Raw genomic sequence first — 15,942 nt, 5'->3', positions numbered from 1 at the left:
GCCGGAGACGCGGGCGCGCAGTTCCACCCGGGCCGAGGGCTCGAGCCGGGCGATGTGCTCCTCCCATTCCGTGATGTTCCGGCGGACGGGCTCGGAAACCGTGACCGTGGGCGGCGCGGGCTGAGCCAGGGCGGGGAGCGGGAGCAGGGGCAGGACAAGGGCGAGAGCCAGGGGGACGAGGCCCTTGCGCGTGGGGCCCTTGCGGATGGGGGTCGGCATGGCCAATCTCCGGGGGTCGGGTGATACCGACCGGTTCGTTCCTATTGATACGAACCGGTCGGTAACATTACAAGCCCTGCCGGACAATGCATGATGGCCGGCGAAACGGAGAGGTGACCGTGAGCGAAGTGTCCGCGACCCCGCAGCGCCGATCGGCGGCGCAGCGCCTGAGGGAGGTGGCCCGGGACCTGTTCTACCGACAGGGCATCCGCGCTACCGGGGTCGAGGAGCTGTGCCGGGTGGCCGGCACCACGAAAATCAGCCTCTACCGGGCCTTCCCGTCCAAGGACGAATTGGTGGCCTGCATCCTGCGCGACGACTGCGAGCAGGAATCGGCCTGGTACCACAAGGCGCTGGGCCCGGAGCTTCCCCCGCGGGAGCGCCCGGCGGCCTTCATCGCCGCAGCGGCGGACGAGTTGCGGCAGCCCGGCTTCCGGGGCTGCTCGCTAGGCCTCGCCATCGCCGAGTTTCCGGATCCCGAGCATCCGGCCCGGAAGGTCGCCGACACCTACAAGCGCGGGATGCGCGATACGCTGCGCCGGGTCTGCACCGAGGCGGGGGTGGTCGATCCGGAGATGCTGGGCGATGCCCTGATGATGCTGACGGAGGGGGCCTTCTCCTCCGCCGCCTATCTCGGGGCCGGGGAGGCCGCGGCGGCTCTGGAGCGGGCGGGGCAGCAGCTGCTGGCATCCGCCGTGCCGCCGGAAGGCGCCTAGCCGCTCTCCGCGCCCCCGTCCGGGACCGATGGCCTTCGCCTGGAGCGGGGCCGCTGGCCCAGCCTGTCCAGCGCCTCGGCATGGGTGCGGCCCCACTCGTAGAGCATCTCGATCGGCTCGATGAACTCGCGGCCGAGCGGGGTCAGGCTGTACTCCACCCGGGGCGGCACCACGTCGAAGACGCGGCGGGAGAGCAGGCCGTCCCGCTCCATCTCGCGCAGGGTCTGGGTCAGCATCTTCTTGCTGATGCCGGGCAGGCTGCGCTGCAACTCCCCCGTGCGGCAGGTGCCGCCGTGCAGGGCATGCAGCGCGTGCAGCACCATGCTCGTCCACTTGCTGCCGAATAGCTCCAGCACCCGCCGCGGGGCGCAGTCCTCCTCATGGATCGTCGGGTCCGGCTCGCGCATCGATGGGCACCTTAGGGTGACTATGTCCCAGTGGGGTGCCTTCTAGCCGTGCCGGGCCGGGCCGCCTACCTGCGGGGCCGGATCGAGCGGAAGAGGTTGAGCATGACGGGATCGGCACTCATCGCGGGCGTCAGCGGCATCGTGGGCAACAATCTGGCCCGGCGGCTGCTGGGCCAGGGCTGGCAGGTCAGCGGCCTCGCGCGCCGCCCGCCGGGCGACATCGAAGGGCTGCAGCCCGTGGCGGCCGACCTGCTCGACCCTGCCGGGCTGAAGGCGGCGCTGGAAGGTTGGCGCCCCACCCATGTCTTCATCACCACCTGGCTGCGCCAGCAAACCGAGGCGGAGAACATCCGGGTCAACGCCGCCATGGTGCGGAACCTGCTGGATGCGCTGCGGCCCGCTGGGAGCGTCGCGCATGTCGCCCTGGTGACGGGGCTGAAGCACTATCTCGGGCCGTTCGAGAACTACGGGAAGGGAACCCTGCCCGCCACGCCGTTCCACGAGGAGCAGCCGCGGCTGGATATCGAGAACTTCTACTACGCCCAGGAGGACGAGGTCTTCGCGGCGAGCGCGCGGGACGGCTTCGGCTGGAGCGTGCACCGGCCGCACACGATCATCGGCTACGCGGTCGGGAATGCCATGAACATGGGCGTCACCCTCGCCGCCTACGCGACCCTGTGCCGGGAGACGGGCCGGCCCTTCCTCTTCCCCGGCTCCGCGGCGCAGTGGAACGGGCTGACGGACATGACGGATGCCCGGCTGCTGGCGCGGCAGCTAGAATGGGCCGCCACGACCCCGGCAGCGCGGAACCAGGCCTTCAATGTCGTGAACGGCGACGTGTTCCGCTGGAGCTGGATGTGGGCCCGCATCGCGGAATGGTTCGGCCTGCAGCCCGCCCCCTTCCCTGGCCAGGGAACGCCGCTGGAGACGCAGCTGGCCGATGCCGCCCCGGCGTGGCGCGAGATCGCGGAGCGCCACGGCCTTGTGGAACCCGACCTGGGCCGCCTTGCCTCGGCCTGGCACACGGATGCCGATCTGGGCCGGCCGATCGAGGTGGTCACGGACATGGGCAAGAGCCGCAAGCTCGGCTTCCTCGACTACCAGGCGACGGACGAGGCCTTCTTCGACCTGTTCAAGACGCTGCGAGAGGCCCGGATCATTCCCTGACGCGGCGTTGTGGCCGAAAGCATGGCGGAAGGATTCCGATGAAGGTTCACGATAAGGCGGCGGCCGCGCGGTCCGACATGCCGCACCGCGCACCGTACCAGGGCGGCTTCCGCACCACCACGGCGCCGCTGATCGTCACGCCCACTCTCGTCTCGCGGGTGGACGCGACGCCCTGGGCGGAGAGGCCCCATGACAAGGGCGCCTCCGTCGGCCGGGACGGGCGGGAGGTGGAGCATCCCGACCGGCATCCGGAGGCGCTGGCGCTGGAGCCGGACCGCAACCTCGCCTTCGAGCACTGGGACGAGTACTGGCGGAAGGTCCACGGGCCGAAATTCGCCTATGAGGAGCCGGGCAGCACCTCGCAGCCCGTCCTTCGCTACGACCAGCTGCACCGGATCCCCGGTGGCCCGTCCTCCTTCTTTCGCCCGCCCTATGCGGCCATGGCGGAGGCGGATGGGAGGCTGGTCGGCGATCCGCAGGCGCGGGTGCCGGCCTATGGTCGGCCGCGCTGGGACGGGATGGCCTATATCGCCTATCCGGACGAGGAGAGCATCCAGCGGACGCTCGGGCAGGAGAAGTACGCCCAGCGCATCATCGCGGATGAGCACACGGCTTTCCGCACCGTCACGCGCGGAATCTCGCGGGAGCACATCATCCTGGCGAGCGAGCGGCACCGGGATCCGATCAGCCTCGTGAAGCTGCATGTCCGGCAGCCCCGGCTTTCGCGGGAACAGTTCCAGCGGCATTGGCTGGAGGAGCACGCGGCCCTGCTGGTGTCGAAGCCCGCGACCCACGCCTATGTCCGCCGCTACGCGCAGCTGCACAACATCGGCTCCACGCAGGACGACCCGGAGGGCAGCCGGATCGACGGGATCTCCGTCCTCGCCTTCGCCTCGGTGAACGACGTGGAGGACTATCTTGTGACGGAGGACTACGCGGCGATCGAGGCGGATGAGGCGGAGCTTGCCGGCGAAGGTTCCGAGTTCTGGACGGCGCTGAACTACTCCGTGATCAACCGGCTGCTGCCGGAACTGCCGACGGAGCGATAGGAGCGGCCAGGGTGCGGTTCCGTATGGGCCGGGGGCGGGCGATCGCCTAAGCTGCCCGGGACATGCCACCATCCGACGAGACGGCGCTGCTGGGCCAGGAGGCCCGGCAGCGCGACCCGGAACAGACCCGCCGCGAGATCCTGGATGTCGCCACCACGGCCTTTGCGGAGAAGGGGCTGTCCGGCGCGCGGGTGGACGAGATCGCCGCGCGGACCCGCACGACCAAGCGGATGATCTACTACTACTTCGGCTCCAAGGACGGGCTCTACGCCGCGGTGATCGCGCGCGCCTATGGCGGCATCCGCGACGCCGAGCGGCGGCTTCAGCTGGATGCGCTGCCGCCCATGGAGGCGATGCGCCGGCTGGTGGAAGGCACCTTCGACCACCACCACGCCAACCCCACCTTCGTGCGCCTGGTATCGGTGGAGAACATCGAGGAGGCGCGGCACATCCGCGCCAGCGCCGCCATCGCCCAGCGCAACGCGGAGGTAGTCTCGACGGTGCGGGAACTGCTGGAGCGCGGCGAGCGGGAGGGCTGCTTCCGGCCGGGCGTGGACGCGCTGGACCTGCATATCCTGATCAACGGCGCCAGCTTCCACCGGGTGAGCAACCGCCACACGCTGGGCGCCATCTTCGGGCGGGACCTGCAGGATCCGGCTGTGGCGCGGGCGCAGCGCGAGATGCTGGTGCAGGCCGTCCTGGCCTATCTGCGCCCGGCCTGAGGCGTCCCGTTCAGTCCCCGCCGAGGGCGCGGAATCGCGCCTCCATCCGCGCCGCGTCGGGCTCTAGCCCGGTGAAGTGGCGGAAGGCGTGCACGGCCTGGAACACGGCCATGCCGCCGCCATGCGCCGTGCGGCAGCCCAGCGCCCGCGCCGCCTGGAGCAGCGGCGTCTCCAGCGGGAAGTAGACGATTTCCGAGACCCAGAGCCGGGGGTGGAGCAGTTCCGCCGGCAGCGGAAGGCCGGGATGGGCGGCGGTGCCGGTGGGCGTGCAGTGGACCAAGCCGTCCGCGGCGGCCATCGCCGCCGGCAGGTCCGCGCCGGGTACCGCCCGGCCGGGGCCGAAGCGGGCGCTGAGGAATTCCGCCAGGGAGGCAGCGCGGTCGGCATCCCTGTCGAAAAGGGTCAGCCGCTCCGTGCCCATGGCCAGCATCGCCTGGGATACCGCAGCCCCCGCCCCGCCCGCGCCGAGCTGCACCACGCGCCCCAGCGGCACGCCGGGAAGCTGGCGGCGGAAGCCTTCCGTGAAGCCGGAGAAGTCCGTGTTGTGGCCGATCCGGCGCCCGTCGCGCAGCACCACCGTGTTCACCGCGCCGAGGGCGGAGGCTTCCTCCGACAGCTCGTCCAGCAGGGGGATCACGGCCTGCTTGCAGGGGAAGGTGACGTTCAGCCCGTTGAAGCCCATCCGCTCCGCCGAGGTGAGGAGGTCCGGCAGGCTTTCCGGCCCAAGGCCGAGGCGGGTGATGTCGATGAGGCGGTAGATGCAGGGAATGCCGAGCGCCGCCGCCTCGGCCTCGTGCAGGGCGGGGGTGCGGGACAGGCCGATTCCCGCGCCGATCAGGCCCAGGAGGAGGGAATCGCCGGGCGTGTAGGGGGCAGCGGCAGGGTGGCGGCGGGCGATGGGGGTGGACATGCGCGACGCTCCCTTCTTTTCTCTTGAGCCCGGAATGTACCAGTTAGTACATTCACCGGCAACGCGCTCCTGAAGAGCGACGAGGAGGAACATCCGGATGCGTATCACCCGCCGCACGCTCGGCGCCGGCCTGGGCGCGCTCGCCGCGTCCCGCGCCCTGCCCGCCCTTGCCCAGGCCGACTATCCCAGCCGGCCGGTCACCCTCGTGGTGTCCTGGGCGCCTGGCGGCTCCACGGATTTCGTCGGCCGCCTTCTTGCGCAGGGGATGAGCCGGCAGCTCGGGCAGCAGGTGGTGGTGGAGAACCGCGCCGGGGCCTCCGGCACGATCGGCCATGCTTCCGTCGCCCGCGCCCGGCCTGACGGCTACACGCTCCTGCTCGGCGTGAACTCCACCTACGCCATGGCTACGCACCTGTTCCCGGCCAAGGGCTATGACGACGCGCGTGCCTTCACGCCGATCGGGCGGGTGGCGGAGACGCCGATCTTCCTCTGCGCCGCGCCCTCCCTCGGCGTGAAGACCGTTGCCGACCTGATCGCCCTGGCCAAGCGCCAGCCGGGGAAGATGTCCTACGCCTCCTCCGGCGCCGGTTCTTCGGCCCATCTGGCAACGGAGCTGTTCCTGAAGATGGCCGAGATCGACGTGCTGAACGTCACCTACCGCGGCGGCGCGCCGGCGGTGCAGGCGCTGCTCTCGGGCGAGGTGCAGATGGCCTTCGTGGACGCCGTGACGGCGCTGCCGCTGATCCAGGCGAAGAGCGTGGTGCCGCTCGGCGTGTCCAGCACGCAGCGCTCGCCGCTGGCGCCCGAAGTGCCGACGATCGCGGAATCCGGCCTGGCGGGCTTCGAATGCTCCTCGCAGTTCGCGCTGCTCGCCCCGGCGGGAACGCCCGACCCGGTGATCCGCAAGCTGCACACGGCGATGCTGGCGACGCTGAAGGACCCCGACGTGGTCGCCCGCATGCAGGGCGCCGCCAATGTCCTCACTCCCGGCGCGCCGGAGGAGTTCGCGCCCTACCTGGCGGCCGAGAGCGCGAAGTGGGGCGACGTGATCCGCACGCGCGGCATCACCGGCGAGTAAGCGTGGGGGGAGTAGGGCCGGACGGCATTTCCGGACGGTCCAGGACGACAGTGCCCGCCGCCATGACGAAGGACACCCGGCGAACCAGTGCGATGTCGCGCCGCGGGTCGCCGGGCACGGCCACGATGTCGGCGCAGCGCCCGGGCGCGAGGGTTCCGGCCTGATCCGCCAGCCCCAGCACCGCCGCGCCGTTCGCCGTGCCGGCGAGGAGCACTTCCTCCGGCGCCATGCCGGCGGCGGCCAGGAGCTCCATCTCCACGGCGTCGGGCCCGAGCGGCGTGAAGGGCGGGCCGACGAAGTCCGTGCCGGCGGCGATCCGCACGCCGTGGCGCATGGCGAGTTCCAGGGAACGGCGCTGCACGTCGCGGTGGCGCTGCCATCCCGCGGCCACGGCTGGCGGTGCGCGCTCCGCCCGCAGGGCCGGCAGGGCCAGGGTCGGGACGAGCCAGGTCCCCTCCCCCGCCATGCGCCGCACCGTCTCCTCCGCGGCACCGTGGCCGTGCTCCACGCTGTGCACGCCGGCGGCCACGGCCTGGGCAACGGCCGCCTCGCCGATCGCGTGCGTGGCCACGCGCAGGCCGTTGCGCCCGGCCTCCTCCACCACCGTCCGCACCTCCTCGTCCGAGTAGGACAGGCGCAGCTGGGCGGGATCGTCGCCCCAGGGGCGGATCGTGTCCGCGTGCTCCCCGACGGAACCGCCGATCTTGATGAAGTCGGCGCCTTGCCGGACGCGCTCGCGCACGCGGCGGCGGCATTCCTCCGGCCCGTCGGCGTAGATGCCCAGTCCCTCCACCCAGCGCTGCGGCCATTGCGCGTGGTCCCAGGTGCCGGCGCGGGAGCAGATGAACTCGCCCGCCGCGACGATGCGCGGCCCGGCCACCATGCCCTCCCGCACGGCGCGCGCGAGGGAAGGGCCGAGGGGGCCGCCGCAGCAGCGGACAGCGGTGATGCCGCCCGCGAGGAGCGCGCCGAGATCGGCCACCGCGCGCGCGGCGCGATAGGCCTGCGGCCAGTTCCAGAGGGCAGAGGGCTCGGACAGGTCCAGGCCCCAGAGGTGCAGGTGCGCGTCCACGAAGCCCGGCAGCAGCCACTGCGCGCCGAGGTCGATCACCCCCGCCCCTTCCGGCGCTGGCCGCTCGCCCTGGCGGCCGATCCAGGCGATGCGCCCGGCTTCGACGTGCAGTTCCGCGCGGTCGATGACCGGCGCGCCGGTCCCGGTCCAGGCGGCACCGGCCCGCAGCACGAGATCCGTCGGCATCGGCGTCCCCTTTTCCGGTCCGGCCTTGCCGGATCCCGCCCCGGGGATAGAGCAGTTGCCCGGGCGAAGACCAGCCACCCGCCGGCACGACGGACGGGCCAACATCGGAGGAAGAACGCATGACACTTTACCGCAGAGGCCTGCTTCGGGCCGCACCGGCCCTGGCGGGTGCCGCGTCCCTGCCCCTGACCTCCGCGCGGGCCCAGGCGCCCTGGCCGAACCACACGGTGGCGGTCATGGTCCCCTTCTCGCCCGGCGGATCCACGGATTTCATCGCGCGGATGCTGGCGCAGGAACTCTCCGCGGCGTTCGGCCAGCAATTCGTGGTGGACAACCGCGCGGGTGGCAGCGGGACGGTCGGCATGGCCTATCTCGCCCGTGCCCGGCCGGATGGCTACACGCTCGGCGTGGTACCGAACGGCACCTTCGCCATGGCGCCGGCCATGTATGAGCGGCTCTCCTACGACAACGACACGGCCTTCGCGCCCATCGGCCTGCTGGCCTCGAACGCGATGTTCCTCTGTGTCGAGCCGAACTCGCCCTACAAGACGCTCGCGGCCCTGATCGATGCCTCCCGCGCGCAGCCCGGCCGGCTCAGCTTCGCCTCGGCGGGATCTGGCGTGGCCAATCACCTCGGGCCTGAGCTGCTGCAGGAGATGGCGGGGGTGCAGTGGCTGCACGTGCCCTATCGCAGCGGTGCCGCGGGCGTGCAGGCCGTGATCGCGAAGGAGACGACGCTCTCCTTCGTCGATTCTGTCACCGCTATCCCCTACCTGCGGGATCGCACCCTGCTCGCGCTGGGCTATTCCGGCGCGGATCGCAGCCCGCAGGCGCCGGACGTGCCGACGATCGCGGAGCTGGGCTATCCGGGCTACCGCGCCAGCACGGATTTCGGTTTCTTCGCGCCGGCGGGCACGCCGCAGCCGGTGCTTCAGCGGCTGTCGGAGGAGTCCCGGCGGATCATGCTCTCCGCGGCGACGAAGGCGCGGCTGGAGCCGCTGGCCATCGATCCCGTGGGCGGCACGCCGGAGCAGTTCGCGCCCTATGCGGCGGGGGAGCGGAGCAAGTGGGGCGAGCTCATCCGCCGGCGGAACATCAAACCGGAATGACGGGGGACGCGCGGGCGGTGCTGGACGGCTTCCTGGCCGCCTTCACCGCCGCGGATGTCGAGGGCATCCTGGACCTGTTTTGGCCGGATGCCCTCGTCTGGGGCACGACCATGATCGGGCTGGCGACCGGGCCGGAGGCGGTGCACGCCTATTTCGCGCCGGTCGGGCGGCGCGCGCCGGGGGAGCGCGCGGCGCGGTGGAGCAGCGGCACCAGCCTTGCCGTGTCCGACACCGTGGCCCTCATCTCCGGCGCCTGGACAGTCGGGCCGGGCGTGGGGGCGGATGGAACGGTCCTGCCGTTGCGCCTCAGCCTGACCTTGCTGTGCAGGGATGGCGCTTGGCGCATCGCCGCCTTCCACAGCTCGCCGATGCCCGGCTAGGCCGCGACGTAGCCGAGGGCCGTGTCGCGCTGTCGCGCCGCCTCGCTGCGCGTCTCGGGACTGCCGTAGCCGCCGCCGCCCGAGGTCTCCAGCCGCACGACGTCGCCGCGGCGCAGGCGCAGGTTGTTCACCTTGGATCCATAGGCGGTGCGCTCCCCCTCACGGGTGACGAAGAGGCGGCCTTCGCGCCCGGGCTCTCCGCCTTCCAGACCGTAGGGGCGGTGGGTGAAACGCTCCAGGTTGGCGGTAAAGATCGCCTCCGCGCTGTCGATCCGCCATTCCCGGAACAGGCCGAGCCCGCCGCGGTGCCGCCCCGCGCCGCCGGAGCCGGGAAGCAGGCCGTAGGCGGTGACGGTGAGCGGCAGTTCGCTCTCGATCATCTCCGCGGGGATGTTGAAGTTGTTGTGCATGCCGAAGGTGTAGCCGGACAATCCGTCCGCATCGTCGTAGGCGCCGCTGCCGCCCACCTCGATCTCCACCAGCACGCCGCGCTCCCCGTCCTCCTTGATGGTCTGGAAGGAGCAGACATAGGAGACGCCGTAATAGGCGGCGGGAACGCGGCCGGGGATGGCCTGGTGCAGCGCGCCGAGGATGGTGGTGGCCAGCCGGTGCGTGACGGCGACGCGGTTGGCCACCGGCGCGGGGTGGCGGGCGTTCACGATCAGCCCTTCCGGCGCGATCGTGCGGATGGGACGGTAGCAGCCGGCATTGGCGGGGATCTCCGTGTCCGCGACGGCCATGATGCAGTAGGAGACAGCGGAGGAGGAGGAAGCGAGGGTGGCGTTGACCGGCCCCACCGCCTGCTTGCCGCAGCCGGAGAGGTCCACCGTGATCTCCTCCCCATGCACCTCCACCGCGGCATGGATGCGGATCGGGTCGGCCGAGATGCCGTCGTTGTCGAGGAAGTCCTCGAACTCGTAGCGGCCATCGGGGATGCGGGCGATCATGGCGCGCATCGCGCGCTCGCTGCCGTCCAGCATCCGCGCGCAGGCATCGACGAAGGCCGCGACGCCCGTGCGCTCGGCCAGGCGGCGGATGTTGCCCTCCCCTACCGCCAGCGAGGCGAGCTGGGCCTGCAGGTCGCCCCAGAGCATCTCCGGGCGGCGGACGTTCTGGCGCATCATCGCCAGGATGTCCTCGTCCAGCACGCCCGCCTTCACCAGCTTCAGCGGCGGGATGCGCAGCCCTTCCTGGAACACCTCCGTCGCGGCGGCGGCATAGGAGCCGGCCGCCATGCCGCCCATGTCGAGATGGTGGCAGAGGGTGCCGACGATGGCGACGCGGACGCCGTCCAGGAAGACGGGGCGGAAGGCCAGGATGTCCGGGATGTGCTGGCCGCCGCAATAGGGGTCGTTGGTGATGACGACGTCGCCATCCCGCCACCGCTCCGCAGGCATGTGGTCGCGCAGCACGGTCAGCAGCCCGGCGCCCATGGAGTTGAGGTGCTGCGGGATGCGCGCGGCCTGGGCGATGTTCTCGCCATTGGCGTCGAAGATGGCGGTGGAATAGTCCAGCAGCTCCCGCACCACGGTGGAACGGCTGGTGCGCCACACCGTCACGTCCATCTCCGCCGCGGCGGCGGTGAGGGCGTTGCGGAGGATCTCGAGCGCGACGGGGTCCATCAGACGGCCTCCTTGCGGGCGATCAGGGTGCCTTCGGGGCCGGGCGAAAGCCTCCAGCCCTCGGTGACGAGGATGGTGGTGTACTCCTCCTCTACCAGCGCGGGTCCGGCGACCGGTCCCTCGATCCTCTCGCGCTGGTGGACGGGCACGGTGCGCCAAGCGCCGCCGAGCCAGATTTCGCGCGGCTCCGGCACGCGCTCCGCGCCGAGGCCAGATGCGCGGGTGGCCCTGATCTTCGGCAGGACGCCGGTCACGGCCATGCGCAGGGCCACCAGTTCCACCGGCGCGCCGGGGTTGGAGTAGGAGAAGCGCGCGGCGTGCAGGGCGTGGAAGGCTTCCAGCAACGCGGCGAGGTCGGGCGCGGCGGGCCAGGGCACCACCAGCTCGAAGGCTTGGCCGTGGTAGCGCAGGTCGGCCGAGACGGCGTAGCGGCGGTCCGCCTCCGGCACGCCGTCCGCGCCCAGCAGCGTCTCGCCCTGTTGGCGCAGGGCGGCCGTGGCTTCCTCGATCCAGGGCAGCGCGGACTCGTCCAGCGGCATAACGCGGGAGCGGGCGAGGTCGTGGACGATGTCGGAGTGCAGGATGCCGAAGGCGGAGAAGGTGCTGGCATCGGCGGGGAAGACGACCTCGGTGATGCCCAGCTCCTCCGCCACCGGCACGGCGTGCAGGCCGCCTGCCCCGCCGAAGGAGAGGAGGGCGAAGTCGCGGGGGTCGAGGCCCTTCTCGAAAAGGCTGAGGCGGGCGGCGGCGGCAAGGTTGGTGTCGGTCACGGCCAGCATGCCTTCCGCGGCGCCTTCCATGGGTAGGCCCAACGGCGCGCCGACCTTCGCGGCGATGGCGCGGCGCGATCCCTCCTGGTCCAGCGCCATGGCGCCGCCGAGGAAGAAGCGCGGGTCCAGGCGGCCGAGGGCGATGTTGGCGTCCGTCACCGCCGGCTCCGTGCCGCCGCGGCCGTAGCAGACGGGACCGGGGCGCGATCCGGCGCTGCGCGGGCCGACGCGGAGGCGCCCCGCCTCGTCTACCGAGGCGAGGGAGCCGCCGCCGGAGCCGATGGTGCGGATCTCCACCATGGGCAGGCGCACGGGCAGGTTGTCGATCTCGCCCTGGGTCATCAGGGTCACCGCGCTGTCCCGCACCACGCAGACGTCGTAGCTGGTGCCGCCCATGTCCACGCCCAGGAGGTTGGGGCGGCCGAGGCTTTCCGCCATGCGGAGGGTGGCGAGGGCGCCGCCGGAGGGACCGGAGAGAAGCAGGCGGGCGGGCTGGCGCTTCGCCACCTCCGGGCTGCACACGCCGCCGTTGGACTGCACGAGGAGAAGACGACCGACGATGCCGGCCTCGGCCATGCGGTGCTCCAGCCGGTCCAGGTAGTTCCCCACCACGGGCATGAGCAGCGCGTTCAGCACGGTGGTGGAGGAGCGCTCGTACTCCCGGATCTCGGGGCTGATATCGGAGGAGAGGGAAACGGGCAGGCCTGTGGAGCGCATGGCTTCCGCCACGATCCGCTCATGCGCAGGGTTCACATGGGCGTGGAGGAGGCAAACGGCGACGGATTCCGCGCCCAGTGCCGCGAGGCGGGGGAGGATGGCGGCGATGGCGGCGGCGTCCAGCGCGGTTTCCACGCTGCCATCCGCCCGCAGGCGCTCGGGCAGGCCGAGGCGGCGGTCGCGGGGGATCAGCGGCGGCTCCTTGTGCGGGCGAAGGCCATAGATGTCGCGGCGGCCGTGGCGGCCGATCTCCAGCACGTCCTCGAAGCCCGCGGTGGTCAGCAGCACGCCCTTTGCCAGCCGGCGCTCCAGTACCGCGTTGGTGGCGATGGTGGTGCCGTGCAGCAGCAGGCGGATGTCGTGCAGGGCAAAGCCGAAGCGGCCGACGGCCTCCGTGATGCCGGTGAGCAGGCCGATGGAGGGGTCCTCCGGCGTGGTCGGCGTCTTCAGGCTGCGGAGCGCGCCGTTGCGCTCGTCGAGGATCTGCAGGTCGGTGAAGGTGCCACCGATGTCGATGCCGATCCGGATGAAGGGTTCCATGGGGATGGGGAACTCCGGGCAAGGTGGGGGCGTCGCGCCCGGGAAGGGCGCCGACAGGGCGTCTCGGAGGGGCGGCTGCTCAGCTCATGAAGCGGAGCGGCCAGAGGGCGATGGCGGGCCAGATCAGCAGCAGGCCGACCGCGATCAGGTAGGCGAGGAGGAAGGGCATGACGCCGGCGAAGACGTCCGTAATCGGGCCGCCCTTCGGGCGCATGCCCTGGAGGACGTACATCACGGTGCCGTCGGGAGGGCTGATCTGGGCGATCTCCACCAGCATCGTCACCACCACCCCGAACCAGATTGGGTCGTAGCCGAGGGCGACGACGATCGGGAACACCACGGGCACGGTGGTGATGATCATGGAGAAGCCCTCCATGAAGGTGCCGAGGGCGAAGTACATGCCGATGATGGCGAGCATGATGGCCCAGGGCGGGACCGGCAGGTGGGAGATCACTTCCGCCAGCGCCTGGGGCACGTTGATGAGCGTGAGGATGTAGTTCAGCAGGTAGGCGCCGAGGATAATAAGGCCGAGGAGAGCCGTGTTGCGCGCGGTGGCCTCGGCGGAGGCGTTGAGCATGGCGAAGGTGAGCTTGCGCTCGATCGCCGCGAAGAAGAGCGAGCCCGCGACGCCGAGCGCCGCGGCTTCGGTCGGCGTGGCGTAGCCGCCGTAAATCGAGCCGAGCACCATGACGATGAGCGCGATCGTGGGGATCAGCCCGATGAGAGAGCGCAGCTTGACGGAGAGGGGAACCGGCGGCGGCTTCTCCAGCGGGTTGCGGATGCCGTGCCAGAGGATGACGCCGATGAAGAGGGCCGTGACGAGAACGCTCGGCAGGATGGCCGCAACGTAGAGGGCGCCCACCGAGGTCTCGGTGATCAGGCCGTAGACGATAAAGGTGATGCCGGGCGGGATGAGGTTGCCCATGGCGCCGCCGGCGGCGAGCGAGCCGAGCACCATGCGCTGGCTGTACTTCGTGTCGTTGAAGTAGGGCAGCGCGACGGAACCCATGGTGGCCGCGGTGGCGACCGAGGAGCCGGAGATGGCGGAGAAGAGCGCGCAGGACGCGATGTTGGTGTGCAGAAGCCCCCCGGGCAGCCGGTTCAGCCAGACGTTGAGCGAGCGGTAGAGACGGTCCGAGAGGCCGGCGCGCAGCAGGATCTCGCCCATTAGGAGGAAGAGCGGCACGGCGATCAGCACGAAGTTGCTGGAGGGTCCCCAGAAAGTCTGGCCGGCAAAGAGCCAGAAGGGGCGGTCGGAGAAGAGCAGGCCGGTGAGCACGGCGAGAATGCCGAGCACGGCCGCCACATGGACGCCGCAACCGAAGAACACCATGAAGACGGCGATGAGGCCGAGGATCTCGGCGATGGGCAGGGACTGGCCCGTGCCGGCGGCCGCGAAGACAAGGACGCCGAGCAGGGCGAGGAGGAAGACGATGGCGATCATGCCGGGTGCTCCTCCCGCGCCATGGCCACGGCCTCCAGCGCCTCCTGCGTCTCGTCGTCCACGGATCGTGATCCGAGCAGCGCGTCCACCTCCTCCGGCAGCCCGAAGACGAGGGCGAGGACGGCTTCCAGCAGCAGCACGAGCGTCATTGCCAGGAAGGCGAGCAGGCCGAAGGCCCAGATGCCCTGGGGTATGTCCATGGGGATGCGCAGCGCACTGTTATCATGCGCGTCGAACATCATGGACTCGTCCAAGACCTGCCAGCCCGCCCAGGCGACGAAGCCGGCGAAGAGGGCGAGGAAGGCCAGGGAGAGAACGTGCAGCCGGGCCCGCCAGGCCAGCGGCATCCGGTTCACCAGTACATCCACGCGGATATGGGCGCGCCGGGCCAGGGTATGCGCCAGGGCCCAGGCGATGCCGCAGGCCAGCATGTAGGAGGAGATCTCGACCGTGGCGGAAGAGGAGATGCCGAAGAGGCTGCGCCCGACGACGTCGAAGGTGATGAGGGCGGCGCAGGCCACGTAGTTCCAGCCGGCCAGATAGGCCATGACGGTCGCCACCGCCGATACGCCACGGGTGAGGCCCCGCGCCGCCCGGAGGGGCGCGGGGATGGTTCCGCTCAACGGCGGTACTCCACGCCGCCGATGGGGGCGACCATCTGGTTGTACACCTCGCCGCAGCGCGCGCCGCAACGGCCGACCCAGTTCGGCAGGATCGTCGTGCGGAAGGTGTTCGTCACCAGCTCCCGGTCTGCCTGGGTTGCGCGCACCAGCGTCATCGGGCGGGCGGCGAGCGGGTGCAGCTTGCAGTCCGCGGCCACGCCGGTGTCGCAGGCGATGCCGTCATCCGTGGCGATACGGCCGAGGTCCCAGAGCTTGTCGTTCATCTCGCGGAAAGTGCCTTCCATGAAGGTCCGCACCGCCGGGTCCAACCGGTTCCACCAGGCGAGGTTCACCATGTAGCCGGCCAGGGACCAGGAAAGCGGCAGGTCGGAGATATGGGTGGACACCTCCGGCCAGCGCGCGGCGGCGCCGCTGCCCGTGCCGGTCACGGCGCAATCCGCCACGCCGCGCTCCAGCGCGGAATACACCTCGGGGAAGCCGATGGAGACGGGCTGGGCGCCGATGGTGGAGATGAGGTCGTTCAACGAGTTGCCGAAGGTGCGGATCTTGCGGCCGCGTAGGTCCGATAGCGTGGTGAAGGGCTGCCGGCAGAACAGGACCTGCGCCGGGAAGGGATAGATCACCATCAGCCGCACCCCGAAGCGTTCCAGGTCGCGGTTGGCGGCGGGCAGGATGGCGTCGGCGATCTTCTTCGCCTGCTCGATGTCGGGCGACAGGCCGGCGAGGTCGATGCCGTCGAGGATCGGCACGTCGCCGGAGAGGGTGGAGAGGGTGCCGGCGCCGATATCGGCTTGCCCGGAGCGGACGAGGCGCACGATCTCGTTGCCGCCGAGGTTCCGCTCCGCGTGGGAGGAGAGCTGCATCGTCAGGCGGTTGTTCGTGCGCTGGGCCAGCATGTCCCGCAGATAGGGTACGTCCACCCGCGTGTATTGCGGCATGGTTGGAAGGGGCTGGGTCACGGCGGACATGCGCACGGCCGGGCCGGCGGCCAGGCTGTCCGGCATCTGGGCCGCGGCGGGGCCGGCCGCGGCCAGGAGGGCGGCGAGGGACGCCATGACGGCGCGGGGCAGGAACCCTGCGCGTTGGGCGCGGGGGGTGGTGCTGCGGATCATGCGTCTCGGTCCTCCAGGTTTCGTGGCGGGCCGTGGCTCTGGCGGGGCGGGGCCGTCCTTCTGGCGGGCGATCCCTGCTTGGCCGGCATAGTCGAGCCT

General features: G+C 71.1%; 15 protein-coding genes and 1 pseudogene. 7 read left to right on the top strand and 9 right to left on the bottom strand.

Annotated features, from left to right (window positions below; genetic code table 11):
* Positions 1-219: pseudogene (locus J5Y10_RS26220) on the bottom strand (hypothetical protein); the annotation flags it as partial.
* Positions 220-338: 119 nt separating this feature from the next.
* On the opposite strand from J5Y10_RS26220, the gene J5Y10_RS26215 reads away from it, so the two are divergent.
* The gene (locus tag J5Y10_RS26215) at positions 339-935 is read left to right on the top strand and encodes a TetR/AcrR family transcriptional regulator (RefSeq protein WP_342453030.1); all 597 of its coding nucleotides are present in this window, start codon (positions 339-341) and stop codon (positions 933-935) included.
* Here the strand turns inward: J5Y10_RS26215 and J5Y10_RS26210 are convergent.
* Positions 932-1,342 (bottom strand): winged helix-turn-helix transcriptional regulator, encoded by a 411-nt coding sequence (locus J5Y10_RS26210; RefSeq protein ID WP_209377095.1) that lies wholly within the window; start codon positions 1,340-1,342, stop codon positions 932-934. The genes J5Y10_RS26215 and J5Y10_RS26210 overlap by 4 nt on opposite strands.
* A gap of 102 nt (positions 1,343-1,444) precedes the next feature.
* Between J5Y10_RS26210 and J5Y10_RS26205 the strand changes: the two genes are divergently transcribed.
* From J5Y10_RS26205 to J5Y10_RS26195, 3 genes are all read left to right on the top strand, one after another.
* Positions 1,445-2,509 carry an SDR family oxidoreductase gene (locus J5Y10_RS26205; RefSeq protein ID WP_209377094.1) on the top strand — a complete coding sequence of 355 codons (1,065 nt, stop codon included), beginning with the start codon at positions 1,445-1,447 and terminating at the stop codon, positions 2,507-2,509.
* A 38-nt stretch (positions 2,510-2,547) separates the two neighbouring features.
* Positions 2,548-3,558 (top strand): EthD family reductase, encoded by a 1,011-nt coding sequence (locus J5Y10_RS26200; protein WP_209377093.1) that lies wholly within the window; start codon positions 2,548-2,550, stop codon positions 3,556-3,558.
* A gap of 62 nt (positions 3,559-3,620) precedes the next feature.
* Complete coding sequence (locus tag J5Y10_RS26195) at positions 3,621-4,280, top strand: TetR/AcrR family transcriptional regulator (protein ID WP_209377092.1); 660 nt, start codon at positions 3,621-3,623, stop codon at positions 4,278-4,280.
* A gap of 10 nt (positions 4,281-4,290) precedes the next feature.
* On the opposite strand, the gene J5Y10_RS26190 is transcribed toward J5Y10_RS26195, so the two are convergent.
* Positions 4,291-5,190: a shikimate dehydrogenase gene (locus J5Y10_RS26190; RefSeq protein ID WP_209377091.1), complete on the bottom strand. Its 900-nt coding sequence runs from the start codon at positions 5,188-5,190 to the stop codon at positions 4,291-4,293.
* Positions 5,191-5,287: 97 nt separating this feature from the next.
* On the opposite strand from J5Y10_RS26190, the gene J5Y10_RS26185 reads away from it, so the two are divergent.
* Positions 5,288-6,268, top strand: a complete 981-nt coding sequence (locus tag J5Y10_RS26185) for a Bug family tripartite tricarboxylate transporter substrate binding protein (RefSeq protein WP_209377090.1) — start codon at positions 5,288-5,290, stop codon at positions 6,266-6,268.
* Here J5Y10_RS26185 and J5Y10_RS26180 read toward each other — a convergent pair.
* Positions 6,255-7,526 (bottom strand): amidohydrolase family protein, encoded by a 1,272-nt coding sequence (locus J5Y10_RS26180; protein WP_209377089.1) that lies wholly within the window; start codon positions 7,524-7,526, stop codon positions 6,255-6,257. The genes J5Y10_RS26185 and J5Y10_RS26180 overlap by 14 nt on opposite strands.
* A 119-nt stretch (positions 7,527-7,645) precedes the next feature.
* On the opposite strand from J5Y10_RS26180, the gene J5Y10_RS26175 reads away from it, so the two are divergent.
* Entirely contained in the window at positions 7,646-8,635 is a 990-nt protein-coding gene (locus J5Y10_RS26175) for a Bug family tripartite tricarboxylate transporter substrate binding protein (RefSeq protein ID WP_209377088.1), read from the top strand.
* Positions 8,632-9,015: a YybH family protein gene (locus J5Y10_RS26170; RefSeq protein ID WP_209377087.1), complete on the top strand. Its 384-nt coding sequence runs from the start codon at positions 8,632-8,634 to the stop codon at positions 9,013-9,015. Before J5Y10_RS26175 ends, J5Y10_RS26170 begins: the two co-directional genes overlap by 4 nt.
* Here J5Y10_RS26170 and J5Y10_RS26165 read toward each other — a convergent pair.
* The 5 genes from J5Y10_RS26165 to J5Y10_RS26145 all read right to left on the bottom strand — a co-directional run bounded on the left by J5Y10_RS26165 (position 9,012) and on the right by J5Y10_RS26145 (position 15,843).
* On the bottom strand, positions 9,012-10,637 hold the full coding sequence (locus J5Y10_RS26165; RefSeq protein WP_245215118.1) for a hydantoinase B/oxoprolinase family protein: 1,626 nt from the start codon (positions 10,635-10,637) through the stop codon (positions 9,012-9,014). The two genes, J5Y10_RS26170 and J5Y10_RS26165, sit on opposite strands and share 4 nt — an antisense overlap.
* Positions 10,637-12,664: a hydantoinase/oxoprolinase family protein gene (locus J5Y10_RS26160; RefSeq protein ID WP_209377086.1), complete on the bottom strand. Its 2,028-nt coding sequence runs from the start codon at positions 12,662-12,664 to the stop codon at positions 10,637-10,639. Before J5Y10_RS26160 ends, J5Y10_RS26165 begins: the two co-directional genes overlap by 1 nt.
* Before the next feature lie 79 nt (positions 12,665-12,743).
* On the bottom strand, positions 12,744-14,108 hold the full coding sequence (locus tag J5Y10_RS26155) for a TRAP transporter large permease (protein WP_209377085.1): 1,365 nt from the start codon (positions 14,106-14,108) through the stop codon (positions 12,744-12,746).
* Positions 14,105-14,731: a TRAP transporter small permease subunit gene (locus J5Y10_RS26150; protein WP_209377084.1), complete on the bottom strand. Its 627-nt coding sequence runs from the start codon at positions 14,729-14,731 to the stop codon at positions 14,105-14,107. The genes J5Y10_RS26155 and J5Y10_RS26150 overlap by 4 nt, the downstream gene beginning before the upstream one ends.
* The gene (locus J5Y10_RS26145; RefSeq protein ID WP_209377083.1) at positions 14,728-15,843 is read right to left on the bottom strand and encodes a TRAP transporter substrate-binding protein; all 1,116 of its coding nucleotides are present in this window, start codon (positions 15,841-15,843) and stop codon (positions 14,728-14,730) included. Before J5Y10_RS26145 ends, J5Y10_RS26150 begins: the two co-directional genes overlap by 4 nt.
* Between the last annotated feature and the right edge of the window lie 99 nt (positions 15,844-15,942).

Origin of the sequence: Roseomonas indoligenes, assembly GCF_017813365.1 — a bacterium.
Taxonomy (GTDB): domain Bacteria; phylum Pseudomonadota; class Alphaproteobacteria; order Acetobacterales; family Acetobacteraceae; genus Roseomonas; species Roseomonas indoligenes.
The sequence above is the reverse complement of the archived record's forward strand: the minus strand, read 5'-3'. Positions and strand labels throughout refer to the sequence as shown.

Excerpts from the sequence above, each read along its gene's own strand:
- J5Y10_RS26160 (WP_209377086.1), bottom strand. The coding sequence starts at position 12,664 with ATGGAACCCTTCATCCGGATCGGCATCGACATCGGTGGCACCTTCACC.
- J5Y10_RS26170 (WP_209377087.1), top strand. The coding sequence starts at position 8,632 with ATGACGGGGGACGCGCGGGCGGTGCTGGACGGCTTCCTGGCCGCCTTC.
- J5Y10_RS26155 (WP_209377085.1), bottom strand. The coding sequence starts at position 14,108 with ATGATCGCCATCGTCTTCCTCCTCGCCCTGCTCGGCGTCCTTGTCTTC.
- J5Y10_RS26200 (WP_209377093.1), top strand. The coding sequence starts at position 2,548 with ATGAAGGTTCACGATAAGGCGGCGGCCGCGCGGTCCGACATGCCGCAC.
- J5Y10_RS26145 (WP_209377083.1), bottom strand. The coding sequence starts at position 15,843 with ATGATCCGCAGCACCACCCCCCGCGCCCAACGCGCAGGGTTCCTGCCC.
- J5Y10_RS26190 (WP_209377091.1), bottom strand. The coding sequence starts at position 5,190 with ATGTCCACCCCCATCGCCCGCCGCCACCCTGCCGCTGCCCCCTACACG.
- J5Y10_RS26210 (WP_209377095.1), bottom strand. The coding sequence starts at position 1,342 with ATGCGCGAGCCGGACCCGACGATCCATGAGGAGGACTGCGCCCCGCGG.
- J5Y10_RS26175 (WP_209377088.1), top strand. The coding sequence starts at position 7,646 with ATGACACTTTACCGCAGAGGCCTGCTTCGGGCCGCACCGGCCCTGGCG.
- J5Y10_RS26195 (WP_209377092.1), top strand. The coding sequence starts at position 3,621 with ATGCCACCATCCGACGAGACGGCGCTGCTGGGCCAGGAGGCCCGGCAG.
- J5Y10_RS26165 (WP_245215118.1), bottom strand. The coding sequence starts at position 10,637 with ATGGACCCCGTCGCGCTCGAGATCCTCCGCAACGCCCTCACCGCCGCC.
- J5Y10_RS26205 (WP_209377094.1), top strand. The coding sequence starts at position 1,445 with ATGACGGGATCGGCACTCATCGCGGGCGTCAGCGGCATCGTGGGCAAC.
- J5Y10_RS26185 (WP_209377090.1), top strand. The coding sequence starts at position 5,288 with ATGCGTATCACCCGCCGCACGCTCGGCGCCGGCCTGGGCGCGCTCGCC.
- J5Y10_RS26180 (WP_209377089.1), bottom strand. The coding sequence starts at position 7,526 with ATGCCGACGGATCTCGTGCTGCGGGCCGGTGCCGCCTGGACCGGGACC.